The sequence below is a fragment of the Ideonella sp. genome (genome assembly GCF_041914305.1).
Lineage (GTDB): Bacteria > Pseudomonadota > Gammaproteobacteria > Burkholderiales > Burkholderiaceae_C > Ideonella.
On the sequence record NZ_JAYSDQ010000019.1, the window covers coordinates 103971 to 127692 of the forward strand.

Consider the following 23722-nt stretch of genomic DNA (forward strand, 5'->3'; position numbering starts at 1 on the left):
CAGTCAGTCTTGGGTTTGGGGCTGTATCGCTACACCGAACTTCTGCATGAGCGACGCGTTGTGATTCGTCCGGTCGGAGGCCTCGCTAAGCCGCCATCCGCAAGAAAACCTACGGTTCTGAAACCAAAGGCAACTCGGGTCTTTTTCATGTTCTTTTCCACAGATCAAGCATTCAAGTCGGCTGATAAGGCCAACTCAGAAGGGCCAAAACTGCAGCCCGCGTACAAGTTGTGACGGGCGTTTTGCCCGTCGGCGGTGATCCAAAACAAGCTCGGTAGGCGCGTCATTGCAGGCACCCCGCCCACCAGCAGGGCTGGTTGTCGCGGGCCGACTTGACCGCCTGCCACTTTGGGAAAGCGTCCGAGAACTGGGTCTCTTTCAGGCCCCAGGCGCCCCACTTGGAGGGCCGCCCGGCATGGTTGAACCAGACGAACAGCTGGCCGCCAGCGGCTTGCCAGTCGGCCAAGTGGCGCTGGTAGGCGCGGCCCATGCGGGGGTCGCGGTTAGCGCTCGCTATCAGGTTCACCCAAGTGGGGTCATCGTCTTTGCCCGGCGGCACGGTCAGGTGCTGGCCAGCCTCGTAGGCCCACAACGGCAGGCCCTGGGCGTCGGCGAGGGCCTTGGCGCTGCCCATCCAGCCGCGCGACTGGGCCAGCGCGCCGCCCTCGGGCGCCTGCGCATGACGGCCTTGCAGCGGGGTCTTGGCGGCCCGGCCTTGGGGGTCTTCGGCCAGCAGTTCCTGGAACACCCGGTCGACACCGTCGGCTTCGCGCGGCCAGCTGCCGACCAGCGGCTGCAGCTCGGCGGTGCCCAGGTAGCCGCCGAAATACGGGGCGATCGCGAGCGCGTCGACCCGCTTGGCGCACGCTGCGCCCAGGGCCGGCGCGGCCTGCGGGCAGGCCAGGGCCTGGCGGATCAGCTCGGGGTTGGCGGCCTGGGCATTCAGCACACAGCGCACCGGTGCCGCCTGCCCGGCCCATTCGGCCTTGATCGTTTGGCAGATCTGCGCCGACCGCCAGGCGTGCCAGTTCACGGCCAGCGCGGCGTCGCTGTCGGCCTTGGCCTTCGGCCATTGCGCGCGGGCCTGCTGCAGCATCCAGCCGGCAACCGGGAAGGCCTGGTTCCACGGCTCGTTGGCGTATTCGACGATCGCGGTCTGGCCCGGCGCGAGCTGGGCCTTCAGCAGCTTGGCAAAGCCGCGCACGTAGTCGTCGCTGGCCCGCATCGGCAGGTTGAGCCAGGGGTCGGCGTCGGCGACACGGGCCAGGTCCAGCATCGCCTCGACCGGCACGCCGGCGGGCGAGGCCCAGGTCGCCGAGTCCAGCCGAGGGCGGTCGGCCCAGTGGGCCAGCGGCGAGCTGTTGGTCTTGCCCCAGTCCATGAAGCGCAGCACCCGGAAACCGCGCAGGTCTTGCACGAAGCGGGGGTGCCAGCGCCGGTCGGCCGGGAATTTCTCGAACGGGACGAAGGCGCCCTGGGTCTTGGCGTCGCAGCCGGCCGGCGTTTCGGCGTAGTGGCCGAGGTCGCGCTGGCAAGCGCCCCCGGGCGGGAACACGCGGATGTTGCGCAGCGGGTTCTTCGGGTCGGTCGACTTGATCGCGATGCGCCAGCCGCCGTCGGTCTTGTTGTCGACCTGGACCACGTCGCGGCCGGGCGCCGATTCGCGCTCGATCTTGCGGCCGATCAGGTCGTGCACCAACACGCCCTGGCCTTGGTAGGTCACCACGTACTTGCCTGCCGGGTGAGAGCGGCCGTCGTCGTTGAACAGCAGCACCGCCACCGAGCGAAAGCGTGTCTGGGCGTCGTCGGCGTTCGGCAGCCGGCGCGGCCAGCCCTGCTCGTCCAGGTCCAGCTGGGCCTGCTCGCGGGTGTCCCAGGCGCTGGCGTCTTTGCCGAAACCGCGGCAGCTCTTGTCTTGCGACGGTTCGCACTGGGTCAGCCAGCCGGAGCTGCGCTTGAACTGGTCGACCAGCGGGAAGTCGGGGCTGAAGTAGTCCCAGGCGGCGAGGTTCAAACCCAGCCCGGAACGAAAGGGGCGCGCAGGCGCGTTGGGCCCACCGGCTGCCACCGCACCGGCAGCACCGAGGCACAACAGGCTGGCAACGCTCGACCGACGGCCCCGGGCGCTCAAGCGCCGCATGCCATCAGGCTGCTGCCAGCGTATTCCCTCCTCCGAGCCCTCCAACAACTGCCAACTCCGTCATCAATTTGGTGTTGCCGCCTCCCCAACTTAGGGGGGCGAGTCCAGCGGCGGATGATGCATGGGAGCAAGCCCGTTAGGCGTGACAGCCCCGGCTCAATTGGTAAGCGAATGCTGCAAATTAGGGGTTAGCCCCGACCCGGGGTAACGATCGACACGCCGGGAAACCCCGGCCGTCAGGGCAGCGCAGCCAAGCGCCGCCGGTCGGCCGGCGGCAGGCTCATCAGCAGGTCGCGGATGAATTGGTCCTGCAGCGCAAAACCTTCGGCCGAATTGACGGTGATCGACGAGACGCGCACCAGCATGCCGTCGACGATCTCGCCCTGCAGCCCGTGCCGGATCTCGGCCAGGCGCTTGTCCAGGCCGCTCATCGTCAGCTCGTCGCCAATGACCGTCCAGTAGGTGACCGGCTCGTGCCGCACGGTCGAGAACACGGTCTCCAGCCGCCGCACCGGCAGGCGCCCCATCGGCAGGTCGAGCACGTCTTCGCGCCGGTTGTTGAGCTGGAAACCCTGGGCCGGGTAGCAGACCTCCGGGTAGTGCATCTGCAGGCTGACGTCGGACTGGTCGGCGCCATAGGCGATCGACAGCATGATGCGTTCGCCCGGCCCGCGCACGTAGGTGCGCTCCAGCGTCTCGGTGTAAAGGCGCCGCAGCAACGCCTCGGTCTGCGGATTGACCACCATGCCGCGGGCCCGGTCGTCGAGCGTCCAGCCCCTGAAGTGGGTGGGCACCGCGTCGGCCAGCTTGAACGGCCCGCGCCGGTCGGCCATGCGCCGGGTCGGGATCATCGCCGTGCCCAGCGCCGATGCCACGGCCATCAGCGCCGCCGCCAGCGCGGCGCGGCGGGTCAGCGGCGGCGAGGCGTCGTTGGCCATGGTCAGGCGGCCGGCCGGTGCAGCCAGCGCAGCACCGAATCGAAGGCCACGATCAACAGCAGCGCAGACAGGAACAGCACGATGCCGGCCAGGCCGTGCAAGAACCCCTGCCCCGCCGCGTCACCAAGGTGGTAGGTGATCAGCGCCAGCGCGATCACGCGGATCACGTTGGCCGCGAACGAGATCGGCACGATCAGCAGCGCCAGCGTCAGGTTGCGCCACAACGAGGCCGAGCGCACCACGTTCAGGTACAGCAGGCCCATCGCCTCGAGCGTGAACAGCGTGTAGAGCCCAGCGCAGGCATCGGCCACCAGCAGCTGGTACGGCCCGACCTGCAGGATCACGCCGCTGCGGGCCACCGGGTAGCCCACGCTGTACAGCAGGTTGGCGGCCACGGTCGACACCGCCAGCTTCATCGGCTGCGTCACCGCCTCGACCAGCGCCGCCGGCAGCGGCACCAGGAAGAGCATGAAGAACAGCGGGAACCACATCGCCTTCAGCGGCCGAGTGCCCCGCATCAGCAGCAGCAGGGCCGCCAGCGCCGGCAAGGCCGACAGGGCCTGCGCACTGAGGATGCGCTGCGAGCGGCCGAACACATGCATCAGCAACGCCAGCGCCAGCAGCGCCCAGCCCCACCCGGGGCGGGTGGCGTCGGTGCCCGGCTGCCACGCCATCGACTCGCGCTGGCGCCAGAACAGCCACAGGCACAGCGCCAGCACCACCGGGCCGTGGCCTTGCTCGTCGGTCGACCAGATCACCGTCATCAGGTCGCGCAAGGTCGGCGCGTACAACGCCGCCAAGCCGGCGACCACCAACGCCACCTGCAGCCCGAAAGGGGGCAGGCCCATGCCCGGCGGCGACGAAGAGCCCGGGTTGACAGCGGGCTTCGACAAATGGCGCCTCGGTACGGCTCAGAACTCGTTCATCACCACGCCGGCCAGGCGTGATTGGCCGGCCTGCAGCGAGACCACCAGGTCCTGCAGCCTGGCCACCTTGCTGGCATTGCGCCGCGCGACCACCAGCGCCGCGCCGCAGCGGGCGGCAATCACGACCCCGTCGGTGCCGAAGACGGCCGCCGGCGTGTCGATCAGCACGTGGTCGAATTTCGAAGTCAGCTCGCGCAGCAGCAGGCCGAAGGCCGGCCCTTCGACCAGCTCGAGCGGGTTGGGCGGCTGCACGCCGACCGGGATGACCCACAGGTTCGGCACGTCGGGCACCGCCTTGACGACGTTCTTGCCCCCGCGCCCGGCCAGCAGGTTGGACAGCCCGCGCGAATTGTCGATGCCGAAGATCTGGTGCATGCGCGCACCGCGCATGTCGGCGTCGACGACCAGCACCTTGGCACCGAGCTGGGCCAGCGCCACCGCCAGGTTGGCGCAGAAGTAGGTCTTGCCGTCGCCGGTGTCGGGGCTGACGACGGCCAGCGCGCGGCGCTGGGTCTCGTCCTCTGAATGGGTGCGCAGCAGGATCTGGCTGCGAATCGCGCGAAACGCCTCGGCCTGGTGGCCGAAGGGCTGGGTCAGCGCCACCAGCTCGGGGTTGGCCTTGCGCCGGTCTTCGTCGCCATAGGCGTACTGGAACTGCTGCGACAGCGCGAACAGCACGTCTTCGGCATTCGCCAGCCCGAGCGCGATGGCGGCCTCGCCGAAGCGCATCTTGTGCTCGCGCTGGTACTTGCTGATGCGCTCGACGTCTTCGGCGCTCAGGTTGCGCGCGTCGCGGATCAGCTCGCCAATGGCGCGGATCTTGAGGTCGCTCTGATCCAGCGTCTGAACGGATTCGAGATCCGGCTCCTCGCCGGGCCCGCCCTTGGGGTTCATCATGTCCCCTTGCCCGGCGCCGGCAATCGCCGGCCCGAGATCATGCGGTCCTGCGCCTGCGCCAGCTGCACGCGCATGCGGCGGCCGATGGTCGGCGTCGGCATGATGCCGATCACCGGCAGGCCGAGCGCCGTGACGGCGTCCGCCGGCACCCGGATGCGCTTGTCGAGCTGCTCGAGCCCCAAGGCCAGGCCCAGGCCGACGGCGATGCCGAAGAACACACCGATCAGCAGATTGGCCGCCACCTTGGGCGACGACGGCGCCCCCGGCGGCGTGGCGCGCGCCAGCATCGATGCGTTGCTCTGCTTGTTCTGGCTTTCCAGGTTGCTCTGGTTGTAGCGGTTGAGCAGCAGGTCGTAGGAGCGCTGGGCGTTCTCGACATCACGCGCCAGCACCGAGCCCTGGTCGCGCACCTCTTTCATGCGCAGCACCTTGGCGCGCTGCTCTTCGAGGCTGGCCCGCACCTGGCCCTCGCGCGCGCGGTCGATGCGCGCGCTGACCGACACGCTGCCGGTGACGTTGCGGGTCTCGGCGGCCAGGCGGGTCTTCAGCTCGCTCAGCGTCGCGCGCGCCTCGACCACCTGCGGGTGCTGGTCGCCGTAGCGGGAGTTCAGCTCACGCAACCGGGCCTCGGCCCGGCTGACATCGGACTTCAGCGTCGCCAGCACCGGGCTGTTCAGCACCTCGCTGAGGTTCTCGGCGTTGGTCGCCGCCTGCGCCTGCCGGCTCGACGACTCACCCGACACCGCCTGCATCGACACCAGCTGCTGGCTCAGCATGTTCAGGCGGTTCATTTCGACGTCGAAACGCTCGTCGGTCGCGATGATGCCCTGCGCCTGCTGGAACTTGGACAGGTGCTGCTGCGCGGCCTCGAGCGCGGCGCGGGCATCGTCGACCTGCTTGCCAAAGAAGCCGCTGTACTCGCGCGCCGGGTCGACGCGCAACTCGACCGCCGTCTCGAGGTAGGCCTGGACGAACGCATTGGCGATCGCGGCCACGAACTGCGGCTCGTTGCCGCGGTAGGCCACGTTGACGACGTTGCTGCCGGCCCGCACCACCTGCACATCGAGGTTGCGCAGCATGAAGTCGACCAGCCAGTCTTCGATCGTGCCGTCGCCCTTGCTGACCTTCTCCCACAGCTTGCGGATCTCGGGCACCTCGGTCAGCTTGAGGTTGCGCACCACGCGCAACGCGACGCGGTCGCTGCGCAGCACCTCGACCTGGGTGTTCATCATCGCTGGCGACGCGGCGCCGCCGTAGAGCATGGCGGCCACCGGGTCGGGCTTGATGTCGATCACCAGCGTGGCGGTGGCGGTGTACATCTTGGGCGCCAGCAGCGTGTAGGCGATCGCCGCCCCCAGCACCAGCACAAAGGCCAACACCGCCGGCAGCCAGCGGGCGCGCAAGACGGCAATCAGGTTGGCGAAGTTCATGGCATCAGGCCCAGGTTCGGCTCAGAACAGGCTTTCGCGGACGAAGACCACATCGCCGGTTTGGAGCGCATCGTCGAGCGACAGTTCAAGCGACTGCACCTGGCCGTTGGCGCCGCGCCGGCTGACCCGCAACCCACGCTGCGTGCCACGCTGCGTCAAGCCGCCGGCGCTGGCCAAGGCCTGCATCACCGTCATGCCGCGCTCCAGCCGCAACTGGCCCGGGCGCTGCACTTCGCCGTACAGGTAGATGACCGGGTAGCGGTCGACCCAGATGGCGTCGCCGGGCTGGATCACGATGTCTTCGTTGCGGCCATTGGGCGCGAAAACGCGCGGCAAGTCCACCTCGCGGCGGAACGGCTGGCCGTTGCGCATGCCGGTGACGACCACCGTGTCGGAGCCGGCGCTGGCGGCAATGCCACCGGCCAGCGCGATCACGTCGGTCAGGCGCATGCCTGCCACGTCCAGCGGGATGCGGCCCGGCCGGCCGACCTGGCCCAGCACGTTGACTTGGTTGGCGCGCACCTGGGTCACCATCACGGTGACCTGCGGGTTTTTGATGAAATCGCCCTTCTTCAGCGCGTTGGCCAACGCCGCCTCGGCCTCGTTGACGGTCAGGCCGCCCAGGCGGATGGCACCGATCAGCGGGTAGCTGATGACGCCGGCCTCGGTCAGCCGCGTCTCCAGCGACAGGTCGGGGCTTTGGTAGACGGTGATGCGCACGGTGTCGCCGGCGCCGATGCGGTACTGGTCCTGTTCGGCCTTGGCCGGCTCGGCGGCCTGTGCCTGCGCAGCCATCGGCGCCAGGCTGGCGCACGCCAGCGCCAGGCCGGTGCAGGCGGCCGCCACGGCGGTGCGGGCCGACAGCAGCCGGCGGTGTTGGTTCTTGTTCATTTCAATCCCATCCCTTTCTTTGCAATTGTCGGGTCGATGCCGCTGCCCGCCGAAGCCGGCGGCGGCGCGGCGTCAGGCACCGTCATCTGGACCGGCTCGGGCGAGCCCTCCACCGGCGCCATCGCCGGCATGTTGGCCGCCGACGCGGCGCCCGCGGGCAGGCCGGCCGCGCCGGGGCCACCGACGAACTTGCCCTGGTAGGTGATCTGGGCCGCGGTGCGCAAGGCCTTCAGGTTGTCGTCGATCGCGCGGCGCTTGGCCAGCGCCGCCAGGTACTGCTCGATCGCCGGAGCGGCGCGCTCGAAACTGACCGGCTCGATGCGCGAGGCGGCAATGAACACGACCCGCATGTTCGGCGCATCGGACAGCACGGCCGATTCGCCGTCCTTCATGCTCGCGAACCGGTCGACCAGGCCCATCGGCAACTGTTCAGCGGGTTTGACCGCATGGCTGCCGGTGTAGCGCAGGCCCTCGGCCTTCAGCGCGTCGGCAAATTCGTCGGCGGTCTTGGACTTGGCCAGCAGCGCCGTGATCGCCGCCTGCTGGGCCGGTGGCGCATCGATCACCAGCTCTTGCAGCGAATAGACGCGGCGCTCCTTGAACAGCGACGGCGTGGCCTCGTAGAAGCTGCGCGCCTCTTCGGAGCCGGCGCGCGTCACGCCCTGGGTCACGCGCTCTTTGTAGGCGCGTGCCAGAACCTCGCGCCGCGCGGCTTCGAGCGCCTGCACCACCTGGGGGTCGCGGTCGAGCTTGAGCTCCACCGCCTTCTGCACCGCCAGCTCCTGGTCGATCAGCGTCTCGAGCACCCGCTTGCCGGCGGCGTCGAGCTGGTCGGGCCGCACGCTGCGGTCTTGCTGCAGCAAGAAGTTGATCTGGTGGACGGTGATGTCGCTCTGGTTGACGCGGGCGGCCACCTGGGTGGCATCGACCTTGCGCTCACCGCAGCCAGCGGCGGCGACCAGCACGGCTGTCATCGTCAGCAGCCATCGGGCCCCTCGGGGCAGCGTCTTGTCTCGGGGCTTCATGCGGGTTCTGCTCCCGGGCCCCGGCGCGCGGAACCCATGCTGGGGCAAGCTTCACCGCGGCAGGCGGCGGCTGCCGGTGATTTTACGAACGCAGGCGCCCGTCGGCCCGTCGCCGCCGGTTCAAACGTGGGGGCGTTGATAACCGAATCGTTCAATGAAGAATTTTTCCCGCCGCGCGACCAGCTCGACCGACGCCTCATCGTAGAAACGCTCGGTGCGGGCCGGCCGGCCACTGGCCTTGGTGTCATAGATCATCTTGCGCTGCTCGTCGCTCAGGGCAATGCCCGAGCGCTCCAGCGCCTTGACCAAATCCTCGGTCAGGCTGTCTTGCCGAATGACGTGCTGCACGATGCTGTTCTGGGCCTCGAAGGCGCGCAGGCCCTCTTGCGTGCCCACGGTGACCGGCATCTGCGCGGTGCCGCGTACGTACAGGTTGAAGTAGCGGTAGGTCATCAGGCCGGCGATCTTGCCGATCGGCGACTTGGCCATGTTCGGATCCACCGCGCGGCGCGTCTGCAGCGAGCAGACCACGCGCAGCCATTCGCGGAAGGCCTCGACATTTTCCGGGTCGGCGTACCAGAAGTTCTTGGCGCGCTCGGCGCTGAGGTCCTCGGGCAGCACGACCCGCTTGACCTGGTCGGCCGGCGCCTGCTCGCTGCGGGCCTTGGCGTTGGCGTCGATCTTCTCGGTCACCTTGACCCAGGCCTTGTCGCTGATCAGGCGCTGGTACAGGTCACCTTGCTGCGCACAACCGGATGCCCACAGCGACAGGTACCAACCCCACGGGTCGCGCACCGAGCCGAAGATCGGGCGGCCACTGGCCAGGATCGCTTCGGGCGGCGCCTTGTGCTTGTTGTCGACCTCGCCGCCGACAATCTTCAGCAGCAGCTTCTCGACGTGCGATGCACCGGTATTGCGGAATTCAACGAAGACCAGTTTGTCGGCGATCAGCATGCAGGCACGTCCCAGGAAAATCAACAACGATAAGCAGCGCAGCGCGCGGCCATTGGGGCCGAGCGCAGGCGCTGCGATGATAGTCGAGACGTGAGAGCCGACAGGCCCTTGCCGAAGTGCGAATCAGCACACATTCGGAAGGACGAGGCATTGTTCTTGCGTAGACCCGCTGTGCTAGTATCAAAGTGCTACTTTCATGGCACTCGCGCTGTGCCGGAACCGAAGGCCGTTAGAGCTGAGGTAAGGCGCTTCCACCCCGCAACCTTACAAGCAGTGATCAATGTTTAATCTTGTGCCCGATGAGGGTTCCGACATTCCGTATTTGCCGGACAACAACGCCGAAATCACGCGCGAAGCCGCGACGACGGTCGACTTGAAGGGCGATTGGACGATCCCCGCCAAGGCCATCACCGTGATGCGCGTCAAGACGGGCAAGTTCACTGTCAATGTCTCGATCAACACGCTGCGCCCGGCGCAGAAGCTGGTGGTGACTTTCCAGGGTGCTCGCGCCGGCGGCAAGGAGACGACGAGTGCGATGCGCCCGATGTTCGCGCGCCGCAATTTCGAGGCGTTGTTCGAGGCGCCGATCCTGGCCATCAGCGATCCGATGACCGAGATCGACTGGAACTCCAACGTGCCGCGCTGCGGGTTCTACATGGGCACGCTGGAAGACGACCTGGTGCCTGAACTGAACGCACTGATCGATGTGTTCTGCGCCAAGCTGGGCGTGCCGGTCGACAACGTGATGATGTACGGCTCGTCGGCCGGCGGCACGTCGGCCATCCTGGTCGGCAGCCGCCGCACCAGCAAGACCGGCATCGTCGCCGTCTGCCCGTTCCTGCGCCCCGACAAGTACCGCGAAGGTGTGATCGCCGCGGGCATGCGGGCCATCGGCAAGACGATGGACGACTACGAAGAGATGATGCAGTCGACGCCGTGGCGCTTCAACGCGCTGACGGCGCTGAAAGACGCTCACACCAGTGGCCAGGACATCCGCCTGGTCGTCGGCCAGAACGTCAAGGACGTGACGACCATCAACCGTCACTTCCCGGGTCTGTGGCGCCGCTGGGACATCGATCCCGAAGGCGGCGTGTCGCCGGACGGCCATGTGATGACGCTGATGTACAACTCCGCCGAAGCGGGCCACGGGCCGGAGCCTGTCGAGCTGTCGATGCCGCTGTGGAAGCGCGCGGTCGAGTTCTTCGAAGCACCGATCAAGCGCACGCCGAAGAAGGCTGGCAAGAAGAAGGCCGAAGCCGACGCCGATTGAGCCGGCGAATCCACTGGCCAATGACAAGGGCGCCCACAGGGGCGCCCTTTTGCTTGGGCCTCGGCCGGGTGCGCCCCGGCCGCTGAGGTGGCGCCTGAGGTCAGCCGAACTTGTAGCCGAAGCGCTCGATGATCGGCGCGTAGACGCGGCCGACCAGCTCGCGGCTCGCATCGTCATAGAACTCGGTGTAGTGGCGCTTCTTGGCGCCTTCCTTGCGCTCGCTGGTGACGTTCTCGGCGACGATCGGGATCGGGTCGTTGACACCCAGGCGCTTGAGCACCTCGTCGAAGCCGGCCTGCAAAGCCTCGAAGCGGATCACGTAGTCCGCATGGTCGAGGTATTCCAACGGGCCCTTGATCGTGCTGCCTTTTTCCTTGTGGCGGTGCAGCTGGCCGGCGACCCACTCGGCAAACGGCTGCTCCTGGGCCGCGTCCATGCTGGCCTTGATCTTCGGGTTCTCTTGTGCCCAGCGGTACTTCTTGGGCTCGTTGATGAAGCGGCCCTTGCGCTTGAGGTAGCGGCTGACCAGCAGGTCGTAGGGGTTGCGCACGCTGGTGAACTTGAACAGCTCGTCGAGCTGTTCGCGCGTCATCAGGCCGGCGTCTTGCAGGTCCTGCCAGGTGGCGTGGTGCTTCTTGATCTGCAAGTCACCGTCGCGGCGCAGGTCCCAATCGGGCATCGCATGCCCATCGAGCGACTTCTGCAAAGTCTTCGCAATCGCCTTGCTCGCGGTCTGCGGATTGGCGAAAAAGATGTACTTGAAGCGAGACGAGTAGACAGCCACAGCAACCCCCAAGTTTCTCTGCAGTAGCAAGTCTGACGCCACGTCTGGCCCCCCTATACTTGGTCGGCCACGACGAGGGAACCAGCGCACACCATGCTTACTTCCGACAAACTTATTCTCGTTGAACTTCACAAAGCCGGCTCCTCCCGATTGAAGAAACTTCTAGGGGATATCGTGGGCGGCGAGACCAGCGGCAAGCATGCGGGTTATGCCGATGAGCTGGTGGCCACCGGCAAGCCGATCGTCGGCTATGTCTGCAACCCGCTGAACTGGTACCTGACGCAGTGGAAGCTGGGCTGCGCCGGCAAGGGCGACATCCACAAGCGCCTGACCGACCAGGACCGCTGGGACCAACTGAAGGCGCGACGCGCCAACCGCCCGCTGAAAGACAACGCGCGCCCCGGAGCGATGGAGATCCCGGAGGGCTGGAACGCCGAGTACGCCAAGGCGACCTGGTATGCCGACGCAGAGAGCCCCGACGCCTTTCGCGAGTGGCTGAAGGCGATCCTGGCCAACAAGGCAATCCGCCGCCTGGTCGATCCGGGCTATGCGGGCTCGCCGATCAACAAGCTCGCAGGGTTGATGACCTATCACCTGTTCATGAGCTTCGTGCGCGGCGGCGAGAACGTCGACAAGTCGATCGACACCCTCGAAGCGCTGGAGGCGCTGGGCGCGGCCAACGCGATCACCGCCCACTTCATCCGGGCCGAGTCGATCGGCGCCGACCTGCTGCACGTGCTGACCACGCTGGGCATCAAGCTGACCGAGGAGCAGCGCGCTGCGATCGACGCCATGAAGGACAAGGGCGCCGGCGACGTCAAGGTGGTCCAACGCTTTTACGACGTGCCCAGCCTGCGCATGGTCGCCAAGCGCGACGAACTGATCAGCAAACTGTTCGGCTACACCGCCCCGCCAACGGTGGCAGACGCCGACAGCTTCGGCCGCAAGCCGGGCAAGAACAAGGACAAGGCCGACAAACCGGCCGGTACCGAGGGCGCCAAGCTCAGCAAGGCAGAGAAAGAGCAGAAGCGCTTGGCCCGAGAGCAGCGTCAGGCGCGCAAGGCCGCCAAGGGTGCAGCAGGCGACAGCGACGAAGCTGCCGCCAAGACCAAACCCGCCCGCGCCGAGGCCAAGATGAAGCCCGCCAATGCGAAAGCGGCCAAGGCCGCGAAGACCCAGGTCGCCAAGCCACCCAAGCCGGCGAAGGCCGCCAAATCCCGGCGGGTCGACGACGAAGACGACGAATAGGTCGCCCAGCCCCGAGGGTCTTCAACGACAACGGCCGCTGACAGCGGCCGTTGTCGTTTTCTGCCGCGGCGCGCGGCCCGGCCCCTCTGGTCAGCCCAGCGCGCCCGGCCGGCTCCATTGGTCGATCCACGGCGCGCACGCCTTCTGGATCTTCTCGATCTCTTCGGCGCTCAGCACCTTGTGCGCGTCGGAGGCGCGCTTCTGGATCGCGTGCGCCTTTTCCGACTTGCCCTCGGCCTTGCTGCCGGTGGCCTCGGACGCGATCATCGTCGGCACGAAATCCATCCCGGTGAACTGGCAGATGGTCTGGATGGACTCTGTCGGCGAGTCGATCAGCCAGTCGTACGGCGCCATGAACATGTCCTTGCCATGCGCGGGCACCGCGTCGTTCACGAGCTTGGTGAAGCGCTCGAAGACACCGATCATTTCGTCGACGCCCTTGTCCAGCCAGCCGGTCTTCTCGGGCGGCTCCCCATCGGCCTTGGCCTTGGCCAAGCGCTTGCGGTACGAGGCCACCACATCGACCGGGTCGCGGCTGCAGACCAGGATCTTGGCCAGCGGAAAGATCTCGAAGATCAGTTCCAGCTTGCGCAGATGGCCCGGCGTCTTTTCCAGCGGGTGACGGCCGGGGTAGACGGTGTTGCCGGCGAAGTAGAAGAAGGCACGAATCGAATCGGCCTCGGACAGCTCGCCGAATTCTTCTTCGTACGGCTCGATCCATTCACGCAGCGCCATCAAGTTGGGCCGGCCCTTCAGGTAGGCCCGCGTCGGGAAATGGATCGGGTCGACGTAAGGCTGGCGCGGACGCAGGAAGATGAACGTTTCGCGGCAGTTGGCGATGTCGAACATCGACGGGTGCTGCGCGAACGCCACCTGCAGCATCGAGGTGCCCGAGCGGGCCAGCCCGACGATGAAGATGGGCCGGCTTTGCTCGCACCAGCGCCGCAGTTCAGCCAACTCGAACTTGGCAGTGGGCTCGGTGGTCGGCTTGCCCGACAGGCGTTGAAGCATGGTGCGCATGGCTTGGCAACCAATTGTAGAAAGTTGAAACGATGGTGCCACCCCGTGGTGGCACCATGCACGCCCTTCGAATGTGGGACCCGCGGCCGTCGCCGCCGGCCCGGTCAGGGCTTGAAGCGGGGGTAGCCGAAGGTCTCGAAGTCGTCCTGGTAGGCCTCGTACAGCGCTTGTTCGACCTCGGGCTCGTCGCGCAGCAGCTTCTGCAAGGCATCGTCGCTGGATTCGCTCTTGTTCCGCTTTGGTGCAGCCAGCGCCTGCTTGGGGCGCTCGGGCAAACCGGGGATCGCGGCCTGGATGCGCTCCAGGTCCTGGTCCAGCGACTCGAGGTGACCCACCGCGTTGACCAGCAGCTTGTTGTCCTCGTCGCACAGCCATTGCGTCTGCGACCACAGCAGGCGGTGGTACTGCTTGCGCTTGAGCTTGGGCGACAGCGCGAAGCTGCGGAAGTCGGGCATGTTCTCGATGAACTTCAGGCGGTCCATCTCCTTGTTGCCTCGCCAACGCTTCATGAAATGGAAGGTGCTTTGCGCGCGCGCATACGGGTTGCGCACGATGCCGAACGAGTAGTACGACTTCCACAGTTCGGGCCCCACGATGGCGCGGATTTCGCCTGCGGTGGCGTGCTTGGTGAGGCCGAAACGCTTCTTGAATTCGTTCTGCAGCACCTCACCCAAAACGGTGCCACCCACTTCAAGATCTCGATAGCTGCTGTACTGGCTGAAGAGCTCGGTGACCGATGTGCCCGCGGACTTGGGGACGTGAACGAAGATGAATTTGTGGGTATGGTTGACGATCACAGGTCTCGGCTCCAATGTGCAGTCGCAGATAATACCGACAGTACCGACAGCCTGGCGGCGTGAGGCGTGCGAAAGAAACATCGATGATCATTTCACTCAACAAGCGCTACGTTTTTGTTCACATTCACAAGTGCGCAGGCACCAGCATCGAAGTCGCATTGGCCAAGTCGCTGAAGCACAACGACATCGTGCTGGGATCCACCAAAAGCGGCGAGAAGTACCAGGAGTTCTTCAAGCGCTCGATCGGCCTGAACAAGCACAGCACGGCGCTTGAAGCGCGCGGGTTTCTCGGCGATACGATGTATGCGAAGTTTTTCAAATTCGCTTTCGTGCGGCATCCGATCGACCGCCTGCATTCGCTGTATTCGTATGCATTGAAGCTGGCGCACGATGCCGAATTGACCGACGACGAGCGCCGCATCTTCGATGCCAAAGGCCAGTGGCCCGACCGGCCGCCGTTTCGCTACAAGGCGGTCGCCGCCGCGCTGGAGTCGCAGTCTTTCAGCGACTTTGCGCTGCACCCCCTGACCTGGGCCGACGCCGGCGCCCAGCCGCAATGGCAAAGCGTTTGCGACGCGCAGGGCAACCTGATCGTCGACTTCGTCGGCAAGGTCGAATCGATCGAGCAAGACTTTGCACACATCTGCGAGAAGCTCGAAGTCACCGTGCCGCTCGAGGTGCGCAATTCGAGTACCGAGAAGAAGTCCGCCCTCGCGTTGTCGTCGCTGGCCTTGTCGACGGTGCAAGACCGCTTCGCACGCGACTTCCAGCTCTTCGGTTACTCGGCCGAATGAAGCGGCTGGCGCCAGCCCGGCGCCTAACGCCGATGAAACACTGACAGCGCGCGAGCCCTCGCTCGCGCTCACCCAAACGACAGCGGCCGCTTTTCAGCGGCCGCGTTGTCGAGGTCAGTGCGGGCGGCTGGCGCCACCCGGTTGCCCGGTCTACCAGTCGGCGCCGGCCTCGTAGCCCAGCCGCTGCAGCGCGTCCGGGAAACGGGCCTTGAAGGCCTCTTTCAGCTCGGGCGTGAAGACGCTGACCCATTGCCGGCCTTCGCCTGAGCGAATGTGGTCGGCCGGGTCGCTGCCCGCCGCGCCGCCAAACAGCGACAGCTCGCGCACGAACTTCAGCGCCGTTTCCAGCCGGTCACCCTCGTAGCCGAGGAATTCCATCATCGGCTTGAAGATCTTCAGGTCGCGGTCGACGATCAGTTCTTCGTAGCGCGCCTCGAAGCAGATGTCTTTCTGGGTGTAGTCCCAGGCCACCATTTCGCGAATGGTCTTGCCGCCGGCGTGGTCCATCTCGAACAGCAGCTTGTCATGGTCGCTGCCCAGCGCGCTGATGGCCTGGCGGTACGACTTGCCGCCGTATTCTTTCTTCGGGTTGTTGGCCCACTTCTCGACCGTCTTCACATGGTAGAAGCAGCCCGAGATGACGACGTCGCGCGGGTCGCGGATGACGTGTACGGCACGCACGCCACGGCCGGAAAAGCGCGCCTGCAGTGCCTTCAAGTCGACCTTGCTGTGGTCTTGCAGAAAGATGTCGGTGTTGGGCGGCAACTCGGCCTGCGCCTTGGTGTGAAGGTGCAGCTTCTCGTGGCGCTTGAGCGCACGGAAGATATTGGCCATCCAGACCGAACCGGTCTTGTGGTGGGTGCAGACAACGATCAGCGGTGGTTTCATCGGACAACAGTGGCGCGCCAGGCGCGCCGCAGGCAAAGCGGATGGAAGGGGCGGCAGCCCGGCAGGTCGTCGTCGAGACGCCGCCGGCGCCGGGCACTCAGAGCGCCGCAGACTCCAGGTCGCGGATCTCCTCGTAGTTGGTGATCACCGCCGACAGCGGCTCGTCGATCACCTTCTTCAACGCCGGCTGGCGTTCGAACTGGTTGTCGACACCCAGGAAGGCGGCCAGGCGCTCGCAAACCGCAGGCTGGAAGTCACCGGCATCGTCGAACACGCCTTCATAGTCCAGCGACAGGCGCTGGGCGTCGTCGAACGAGCTGTCGACCGTGTCGGCAGCGCGCTTGCGCTTCTTCATCGACGACAGCACCAGTGCGCGCTCCACGGCCACCGGCCGCTTCTCGGGCAGCTTGGACGAATCGTCGGCCGGCTTGTGGTAGCGGCCGGTCTGCACCGCCACGAGGTTGGACAGCACCGAATAGAAGTGCTGACGCCGCAGGTGAACCACCTTCAGCTGGCTGCGCTTGATCAGGCGCAGCATCGGCGGGTTCGTGAACGGCAGCTGCCACGCGTCGTGCACCAGGTTCAGGTGCTCGTACTTGATGTCCAGCAGCGCGATGCCGTCCTTGTCCTTGGGCACCAGCGAGGCGACATAGGACAGGAAGATCTTGTTCTGGTGCTCCGGGAACACCATGTCGGGATCGGCGGCGATCTGCTCGCGGAAATACTTGAAGAAACCTTGCGGGTTGTTCGAGTTGAAGATTTCACCGCGATCACGCACGCGCGGGTGCGAGGCCAGCATGCGGCGGAACACCGTGGTGCCGGAGCGCACGCCGCCCATGAAGAACACGATGCGGCCCAGGTCCTCTTCACGGATCACTTCATGGGCCGGACGGTCTTTTTGCTTCATGCGGGGGCGCTCCTGATGGCGACGAAAAAAAACGGGGACAACGGCCGAAACCAGCCGAACTTGAAGTTTACGCGTGCTACCAGAGCACGTTCTTTACCGAAATCGACTTCCAGATGTGGTTCCAGCCGGCATCGCTGCCGTAGCGCGCCTTTTCCTCGCGCTGCGCCTGGTCGGTCCAGCGAGCAAGATTCTGGCCCAGTGTCATCACCAGATCGGTGAGCTGCCACAGGCTGATCTGATCCGGGTTGCCGTCGCCTTGCTCGGGTTGGATCACCGGCACCTGGGCCCGGCGGAAAGTCTCGCGGAACACCTCGAACTCAGGCGCGTCGCCACTCAGGTCGAGCACCGCCAGTGGCAGCGGCCGCATCAGGCGGAACCGGGCCAACAGGGCCGCGGCCTGCAGCCGCTCGCGCGGCGACTGCGGCGCCGGCAGCGATGCTCCGGCATCCGGCTCGCCCACCACCACCCGCGCGGGCGCCCAATCGGGATGGAACTTGTCTAGCGCGTGGGCCAGCACGTCGGCCAGTTCGACCTGGTCGGCGCGCGCCAGCAGCAACACGCGCTGCGGGCCGCCTTCGTTGTTGAGCAACCAGGGCCGCCAGCGCCAGAACGGCACGGTCGTCAGCCGCGCGTGGTCGGCGGCCGGCACCGGCGCCGCCAGCGGGTGGCTGTCGATCAGCGTGGCTTCGTGGAACTGTGCGGTCAGGTGCGACATCGCGCTGCCCAGCATCGTCGGCTGGAACATGCGCACGACGTCCAGCCGCACGAACAGCGGCAAGCGCGCCGGTTGCTTGCCCAGCGTCAGCATCTCGGGGCAGACCCGCGTCACCCACAGCGTCGCACGGCCATAGGCGGCCAACACGTCCTGCAGGCCCGCCTGCACGCTCGGCAGGCCCAGCGAGCGCCCATTGGCCGGCTCGAGCCCGGGGGCAATGGCCAGCTTGCAGTGCGTCGACATGCCATGGAAGGCCTCGAACAAGGCGTTCTGGCTGGTCGGCAACGGCTGGTCGAAATACAGCACCACCTGGGCCAGGTGGCGCATCAGGTTGACGGTCTGGAAGATGTGCTCGCGGTACGGCGAATCGAGCTCGAAGAAGCTGCGGTCCACCGTCATCACGACCGTCGGGTAGTTGGTCAGCCGGCGCAGCGTGTCGTCGAAAGCGATCTTCGCCTGCGCCCGCACCAGCGCGTAGGTGCGGGTCGTCGTCTCGGTCAGCCCGGCCAGCAGCTGGCGGTCGAAGGCGATGTCGCAGCAGACCTCGGCGACCTCTTCCATCGTCTCGCACTTGTGCCACGGGTGGCGCGTCGGGATGCCTTCGAGCGCGTGCCCCATCGCCACCAGCGGCATGCCGGTGGCAAAGGCCTCGACCGCCTTGATCTTCAGGCCGGTGGAGAACGCCAGCGGCACGATCACCAGGTCGACATCGCGGTAGAACTCGTCGGTCGAATCGACCGGGCCCATCAGTTCGACGCCCGGGATGCCTTCGAGATCGGGCAGCCGGCTGCACATGGCGCCGACGAAACGGATCACCACCGGCGCTTCACGCCGCGCCAGGATCGGCAGCGCCACCTTGACGAAGGCCCGCGCGTTGTTCACGTTGATCGCGTTGCCCGAGCCGAGCATGCCGATCACCAGCCGGTTCTCGTCTTCGGGCCGGCGCACACGCGGCACGCGGTGCTCGGGCTCGATGTGCGGCATCGTGATGCACGGCGTGCTGCTGATGCTGCGGTAGAACTCGGCCTCTTCGTCCTTGATCGCCCAGACCAGCTGCGCGCGGTTCATCGCGATCGCCTCTTGGTCTTCGGTCGTGTAGAAGAACTCGGGCGCGATGCCGTTGTCGTCCAGCAGTTGCCGCCGGCCGGTGAATTTGTCGTGGGTGTCGAGGATCTTCAGCGTGTTCGCCGGCGCGTACTCGAACGCCTTGCTCATGTAGGCGTAGTTGACGATGAACGCGTCGAAGCGGTTGCGCTTGAACAGCCACTGCAGGTAGTCGCGGATCGAGTCGTCCCACCACTCGTCGATCTTGTAGTCCGCGCCCTCGGGCCGGGTGTAGGTGTGGCGAGTCGCGGGCAGCAGGTGGAAACTGTCCCACTGGTCGGCCATTTCACGCACCAGGTCGTCCGGCAGGTAGTCGAACCACCATTCCTGCGGGTAGAAGACGAAATGGATGCGTGCGCCGCGGCGCTGCAGCTCGCGGCAGACGGCGTAGATCCGCTTGCGGTTGCCCTGGTCGGTTGGCGCGGTCGGTGTGGGCGACAGCACCAGGATGTCGGCGCCCAGCAGGCTGACCTCGGGCTCGGACAGCCGGGCCATCAGCTCGGCATGCAGCGCGGCGTGCGGGTCGGCCGGCGGCAGCCCCGGCAGCCCGTTCGTCGGGCCGCCGGCCCGGGTCGACAAGGCCTCGGCGCGGCGGTTCATGGGGCGGCGCTGGCAGCACCGGCGGATGCGGCCGCTGCAGGCTTGTTGGTCTTGCTCGCCGCCGCATCGGCGGGGCCAGGCTCGACCGACTTCAGCCATTCGGCGAACTCGGCCTCGCTGATCTCGGCAACGTTCAGGCGCAGGAACGGCACGCCCAGTTGGCGCGTCGCCGTTTCGTCCTCGTTCGACGGCACCGTGCTGAGGTGCTCGGCAATGAAGGTCAGGCGCGTCACGCCGAGCGATTCACGCGGCAGCAGCACGCCTTCGAAATCGAGCACGCGGTGGCCAGGCCGCTTCAGCAGCGGCAGGTCCAGGTCGTCGCTGACGGCGCGCAGGCCCTGCGCATGTTCGGCACCCCACAGCGGCATCTGCAGCACGAAGCGCAGCGGCACCGAGCGGTCGAGGTGGAAATCGAAATGGAACGCCGCGCTGGGCCCGGTCCAGCGGAAGGGGTTGCCCACGCCGTCGCGCTCCAGGCCATAGAAGCCGCGCTCGGACGGCATCGGCATGCCGGCTTCGATGACCGCCTTGCGCCGGCCCGCGTACTGGGCGCGCGCCTGCGGCAGCAGGATGTCGCGGCCCTTCTGGACCAGCTTGATGACATCCATTTCCTGGCGCATCGCGGCCAGCTCCGCGGTCAACTCGGCCATCGCCAGCCGGCCGACGGCCAGCTCACGGGCCAGGGCGTCCAGCACGTTGTGTTCGCCCAACTCGTCGCGGATCTCGCGCGCAAGCGTTTTCAACCGGACTGCCTTGTCTTGTTCGATCATGTTTCAGGCCTGCCAACAGAAGGGGGTGTAAAACAATTTCAGGCGGCGGAATTTACCAGCCGGCAGCAGCCGAGATCCCCCCTAGGATCAACCCTGAAACATCGGGAAACCAAGTCAGACGCGTGACGCCAGCCAACGGGCGAGCCGATCGACTTGGCCATCGTATTCCGCATCGAGCGCTTGCCGGGTCGAGGCGGCCAACGAGGCCAGCTCTTCCAGCGCGGACGAGGTACCGGCGCGGCCAAAACGGTCGAACATGTAGTCGGTCAACGCCGCGTTGTCGTCGAACATCGGCATCTGCCACAAGTGGGTCAGACCCTGAGCGCCCGGCAGCGTGGTCAACACCGGCTTGCCGTAGCACAGCGGCTCGACGGTCTTGATCTTCAGGCCGGTGCCACCCACCATCGGGTTCAGCGCGATGTCGATCGCGTCGTAGAAGGTGTGCAGTTCCTGCACAAAGCCGAGCTTGATCACGCCGGTGCCTTCGCGCACGTGGCGACAGACCCCGCCCGCGACGACGATGGGGTGCGGGAACGGCACGCCCTTGGCCTGCATCTTGGACAGGAACTCGGCCATGCTGAGGATGTTCCAGTCGTTGCCGCTGCCCAGGTAACCAAAGGTCAACGGCCGGTCACCGCCGCGCGGTGTGAACGGGCGCAGGCTGGGCTCGACGTACGGCAGGTACAGGATGTTGCGGTGGCCCCGGGCGGCCAGCTCGGCCGCCTCTTCCTTCTGGATCGCCAGCGCCGCATCGGCGCGGCGCAAGGCCACGTCCTCGTCGGCGTAGGTGGTGCTGAACCACTGCGGCTTCATGCCGGCGGCGGTGTACTTGGCACGGCGCTCGCCGAACACGTCGTGGGTGTCCAGGACCTTGACGACGTCCGAGCCGAACTGCTCGAGCAGCGGCGAATACCAGACGTAGTTGACGTGAACCACGCTGTAGCCGCGCAGCCGGTGCATGTCGCGTGCGGCGGCGTCCAGGCCGCGGTCGTACCAGTCGACGATGCGGCACACATGGCCAGGCTGGATGTGCTTGGGCGCCCGGGAGCGAACCACGTTGATGCGGCCGAACTCGCCCGCCAGCGCGTGCGACAACCCAGGGTCGAACCCCTCTTCGTTGTGGTACAGCAGGTCGACTTCGAAGCCCTGCGCCTTGTACAGGCGCACCAACTGCATGATGCGGCGCGAGTTGCCCTGGTCGGCCGGCATCAACCGGTTGAAGGTGACCACCAGGCAGCGCGGCGCGGCCAGGCCGCTGGGCGCGAAGGTGGAGGGCGTGGTGGTGCTGGACAGATCCATCATGCCGTCTCGACGGTGAATTCAGCCGCGCCGATGTCGCAGAACCCATCGTTGGGCACGGCATCGCGCGGCAACGACAGGTGCAGCAACGCGTCGCGGCCCGGCGCCACCGCGGGCAGCGCCAACTTCAAGAACGCGCCGTGCTCGGTGTAGTCGATCGCCAGAGGCGACACGGACTGACCACCGAGCGCGATCTGGCAGCCGTCGATGCGGGCGCGCACGTTTCGCAACAGCAGCCGCGCCTGGCAAGGGGCGGCCCACGGCAGCAGGAGGGCGCCGAGGCCGCGGCTGTTGAACAACGCGCGGCCCTCGTGAATGATGTGGTGCGCCAGCGTCTGGCTGCCGGCGGCGACCAGCAGCACCGGGTCGATGCGCAGGCGCAGCTTCAGGTGGTCCTGGTCGAGCCGCTCGACGTGGATGTCGGCCTGGCGGGCACGCGCCAGCTGGCCGGCCAATGCCACGGCCCGCTCGGCATCATGCAGGCCGGCCTCGCCCAACGTCCCGGCCAGGCCGGCACTGGCCAGCACGCGGGCGCCGCCCGCCTCGATCGGCTGCAACGCCCCCTGGCGCACCAGCCCGTCGAACGCGCCCCAGCCACCGGCCTGCGGGGCGCCGAACAGCATCAGCGAGGCACGCGCCTGCAACGCCTTGGCGGCCAGCGCGGCCATGGCCGCGGCTGGCGCGCGCTCGGCCGGCACCGACACCAGGCACAACGACGCGCGGCGCAGCATCTGGCTGGCATCGGCCGGCTGCCGGGCAGCATCGACGCGCAGCCGCGGCGACGGTTGGCCATGCGCCACCACCACGTGATCCTGGTACAGGCACGGCGAGGTGTGGATCCAGCCGATCGGCCCTTGCGACTCGAGCAGCGGCAGCACGCGCAATGAATCGGTGAGCACGACCGGCAGGCCGTTGCCCAGCGCACCGCTGCGGGCCAGGCTGGTGGCGAACAGATCCACCCAGGCGTCAACGATCAACGCGGCCTTGCTGACGGCCGCGAAGGCGGTATCGGGCGCGTTCATCGCGGGGCCTCCCAGGCCGCGTCGAGCAGCGCGCGGATGCGCGGGTACAGCGCGCGCGGGCTCAGCGACTCGGCGCGCTGGGCTTCGACCTGGCGGCGCGCGGCACGGTCCGAGGCCTTGGGCATCGAGGCGCAGAGCTTTTCGATGCTGGCGTGCAACTGGTCGACCATGCCGGCGCCGATCGAGACGTGGTCGATCAGCGGTGACTCGAATTCGGGGTACGAGCCGATGTCGACCGTGACCACGCGGCCACCGCCCATCACCGCACGCGGCAGGATGCCGGAGGTTTCGCCGTAGGTGGGGTAACGCAGCACGAAGGACAGGTCGGCCCGGCCCAGCAGGATGTCCAGCTCGCGGGCGTCGAGGTAGCCGGTGACTTTCGGACCATCGCCATCGGGCCAGAGCTGCCGGATGCGCGCGGAAACCGCGTACTCGTCGGCCCGCTCTTCGCCGGCGAACAGCAGCTTCAGCCGCGGGTGGTCGGCGCAGGCGCGCGAGTAGGCCACCAGCACCTCGTAGAGCATCTTGTTGCCGGTGAGGAAGCCCGGCACGAGCAGCAGGATGTCGTTGGTGTCGATGCCAAAGCGTTGCAGCACCTGGTAGGCGTCCCACGCCGGCGGCGCCGGCGGCAGCACGAAGTGAGGGATGCGTGCCAGCGGGCGGCCGTTCTCGACGCCAAGCGGGATGTCGAACGCACCGCCGCGAAAGCGAGCTTCGGCGTAGTGGCTGTGCAGCATCAGGCCGCGCGCCGATTCCGCGATCCGCCGCACCATCAGGCATTCCTGGTACAGCAGGCCGGGCGTGCGGCCGAGCGAGCCGTCGCGCGCCACGAAATCGGCCGGCACGTCGTAGCCGGTGTCGCGCACCCAGTGGCTGAACATGCCGTTCGAGCGCTCCATCTGCAGCGCCACCTGGTGCATGTAGAACAGCGACACGTCATGCACCACCACCACGCCCGGGAAGCGGTGCAGGTGGTCGAGCATGTAGGCGCAATCGCCGTTGTTGCCGACGTTGTAGAGCAGCTGGGCGTCACGCTCGGGCTGACGCGACAGGAAGGCCGCCTCGTCCAGCACCTGGAACGGTGCGCCCGGGAATTGGGCCGCTGCGGCACCGCTGCGGCCGCCCTCGGCCACCAGGCAGAGGTCGAAATCGTCTGCCAGCATCGGCAGGTATTCGACAATGTAGTCGGCCAGGCCATTGCGCTGCGGCGGCAAGGGCGAAAAAACGTACAGGCGCCGGCGCCCGCCCGCCGCCATGGCGGGCGCGGGCCGGACCCCGGGGTCAGCGTAGCTCAGCACGGCGC

Annotated in this window: 21 protein-coding genes; 3 read left to right on the top strand and 18 right to left on the bottom strand. The window is 67.0% G+C overall.

Annotation, left to right across the window (positions count from 1 at the left end; all coding sequences use genetic code 11):
* Positions 1-283: 283 nt before the first annotated feature.
* From ACE3SG_RS22690 to ACE3SG_RS22725, 8 genes are all read right to left on the bottom strand, one after another.
* A complete protein-coding gene (locus tag ACE3SG_RS22690; RefSeq protein WP_374568496.1) occupies positions 284-2014 on the bottom strand; it encodes a hypothetical protein in 1731 nt (576 codons plus the stop codon).
* Positions 2015-2376: 362 nt separating this feature from the next.
* Complete coding sequence (gene epsI, locus ACE3SG_RS22695; protein WP_374568497.1) at positions 2377-3078, bottom strand: exosortase-associated protein EpsI, B-type; 702 nt, start codon at positions 3076-3078, stop codon at positions 2377-2379.
* Positions 3079-3080: 2 nt separating this feature from the next.
* The gene (xrtB, locus tag ACE3SG_RS22700; RefSeq protein WP_374568498.1) at positions 3081-3971 is read right to left on the bottom strand and encodes an exosortase B; all 891 of its coding nucleotides are present in this window, start codon (positions 3969-3971) and stop codon (positions 3081-3083) included.
* A gap of 18 nt (positions 3972-3989) precedes the next feature.
* On the bottom strand, positions 3990-4901 hold the full coding sequence (locus tag ACE3SG_RS22705; RefSeq protein ID WP_374568499.1) for a polysaccharide biosynthesis tyrosine autokinase: 912 nt from the start codon (positions 4899-4901) through the stop codon (positions 3990-3992).
* A complete protein-coding gene (gene epsF, locus ACE3SG_RS22710; protein ID WP_374568500.1) occupies positions 4898-6331 on the bottom strand; it encodes a chain length determinant protein EpsF in 1434 nt (477 codons plus the stop codon). Before epsF ends, ACE3SG_RS22705 begins: the two co-directional genes overlap by 4 nt.
* Before the next feature lie 21 nt (positions 6332-6352).
* The gene (gene epsE / locus ACE3SG_RS22715; protein WP_374568501.1) at positions 6353-7222 is read right to left on the bottom strand and encodes a polysaccharide export protein EpsE; all 870 of its coding nucleotides are present in this window, start codon (positions 7220-7222) and stop codon (positions 6353-6355) included.
* On the bottom strand, positions 7219-8247 hold the full coding sequence (locus ACE3SG_RS22720) for an EpsD family peptidyl-prolyl cis-trans isomerase (protein ID WP_374568502.1): 1029 nt from the start codon (positions 8245-8247) through the stop codon (positions 7219-7221). The genes epsE and ACE3SG_RS22720 overlap by 4 nt, the downstream gene beginning before the upstream one ends.
* A gap of 120 nt (positions 8248-8367) precedes the next feature.
* The gene (locus ACE3SG_RS22725; protein ID WP_374568503.1) at positions 8368-9201 is read right to left on the bottom strand and encodes a hypothetical protein; all 834 of its coding nucleotides are present in this window, start codon (positions 9199-9201) and stop codon (positions 8368-8370) included.
* A gap of 280 nt (positions 9202-9481) precedes the next feature.
* Here ACE3SG_RS22725 and ACE3SG_RS22730 point away from each other — a divergent pair, with 280 nt between their 5' ends.
* Positions 9482-10471 (top strand): hypothetical protein, encoded by a 990-nt coding sequence (locus tag ACE3SG_RS22730; protein WP_374568504.1) that lies wholly within the window; start codon positions 9482-9484, stop codon positions 10469-10471.
* A gap of 100 nt (positions 10472-10571) precedes the next feature.
* Here ACE3SG_RS22730 and ACE3SG_RS22735 read toward each other — a convergent pair whose 3' ends face one another.
* Complete coding sequence (locus ACE3SG_RS22735) at positions 10572-11267, bottom strand: sulfotransferase family 2 domain-containing protein (protein ID WP_374568505.1); 696 nt, start codon at positions 11265-11267, stop codon at positions 10572-10574.
* A 138-nt stretch (positions 11268-11405) separates the two neighbouring features.
* Between ACE3SG_RS22735 and ACE3SG_RS22740 the strand changes: the two genes are divergently transcribed.
* Positions 11406-12503 carry a hypothetical protein gene (locus ACE3SG_RS22740; RefSeq protein ID WP_374568506.1) on the top strand — a complete coding sequence of 366 codons (1098 nt, stop codon included), beginning with the start codon at positions 11406-11408 and terminating at the stop codon, positions 12501-12503.
* Between the two features lie 90 nt (positions 12504-12593).
* On the opposite strand, the gene ACE3SG_RS22745 is transcribed toward ACE3SG_RS22740, so the two are convergent.
* A complete protein-coding gene (locus tag ACE3SG_RS22745; protein ID WP_374568507.1) occupies positions 12594-13514 on the bottom strand; it encodes a sulfotransferase in 921 nt (306 codons plus the stop codon).
* Positions 13515-13627: 113 nt separating this feature from the next.
* Positions 13628-14320, bottom strand: coding sequence for a sulfotransferase family 2 domain-containing protein (locus tag ACE3SG_RS22750; protein WP_374568508.1), 693 nt, complete (start codon positions 14318-14320; stop codon positions 13628-13630).
* 83 nt (positions 14321-14403) lie between these two features.
* Between ACE3SG_RS22750 and ACE3SG_RS22755 the strand changes: the two genes are divergently transcribed.
* Positions 14404-15114 (top strand): sulfotransferase family 2 domain-containing protein, encoded by a 711-nt coding sequence (locus tag ACE3SG_RS22755; RefSeq protein WP_374568509.1) that lies wholly within the window; start codon positions 14404-14406, stop codon positions 15112-15114.
* 150 nt (positions 15115-15264) lie between these two features.
* Here ACE3SG_RS22755 and ACE3SG_RS22760 read toward each other — a convergent pair whose 3' ends face one another.
* The 7 genes from ACE3SG_RS22760 to ACE3SG_RS22790 all read right to left on the bottom strand — a co-directional run bounded on the left by ACE3SG_RS22760 (position 15265) and on the right by ACE3SG_RS22790 (position 23717).
* Entirely contained in the window at positions 15265-16002 is a 738-nt protein-coding gene (locus tag ACE3SG_RS22760; RefSeq protein ID WP_374568510.1) for a sulfotransferase domain-containing protein, read from the bottom strand.
* A gap of 97 nt (positions 16003-16099) precedes the next feature.
* Positions 16100-16909 (bottom strand): hypothetical protein, encoded by an 810-nt coding sequence (locus tag ACE3SG_RS22765; RefSeq protein WP_374568511.1) that lies wholly within the window; start codon positions 16907-16909, stop codon positions 16100-16102.
* A gap of 76 nt (positions 16910-16985) precedes the next feature.
* Complete coding sequence (locus tag ACE3SG_RS22770; protein ID WP_374568512.1) at positions 16986-19328, bottom strand: glycosyltransferase; 2343 nt, start codon at positions 19326-19328, stop codon at positions 16986-16988.
* On the bottom strand, positions 19325-20098 hold the full coding sequence (locus ACE3SG_RS22775) for a hypothetical protein (RefSeq protein ID WP_374568513.1): 774 nt from the start codon (positions 20096-20098) through the stop codon (positions 19325-19327). The genes ACE3SG_RS22770 and ACE3SG_RS22775 overlap by 4 nt, the downstream gene beginning before the upstream one ends.
* Before the next feature lie 114 nt (positions 20099-20212).
* Complete coding sequence (locus tag ACE3SG_RS22780; RefSeq protein ID WP_374568514.1) at positions 20213-21400, bottom strand: glycosyltransferase; 1188 nt, start codon at positions 21398-21400, stop codon at positions 20213-20215.
* Positions 21397-22419: a hypothetical protein gene (locus tag ACE3SG_RS22785; RefSeq protein ID WP_374568515.1), complete on the bottom strand. Its 1023-nt coding sequence runs from the start codon at positions 22417-22419 to the stop codon at positions 21397-21399. Before ACE3SG_RS22785 ends, ACE3SG_RS22780 begins: the two co-directional genes overlap by 4 nt.
* Positions 22416-23717 (bottom strand): hypothetical protein, encoded by a 1302-nt coding sequence (locus ACE3SG_RS22790; protein WP_374568516.1) that lies wholly within the window; start codon positions 23715-23717, stop codon positions 22416-22418. The genes ACE3SG_RS22785 and ACE3SG_RS22790 overlap by 4 nt, the downstream gene beginning before the upstream one ends.
* Positions 23718-23722: the final 5 nt, after the last annotated feature.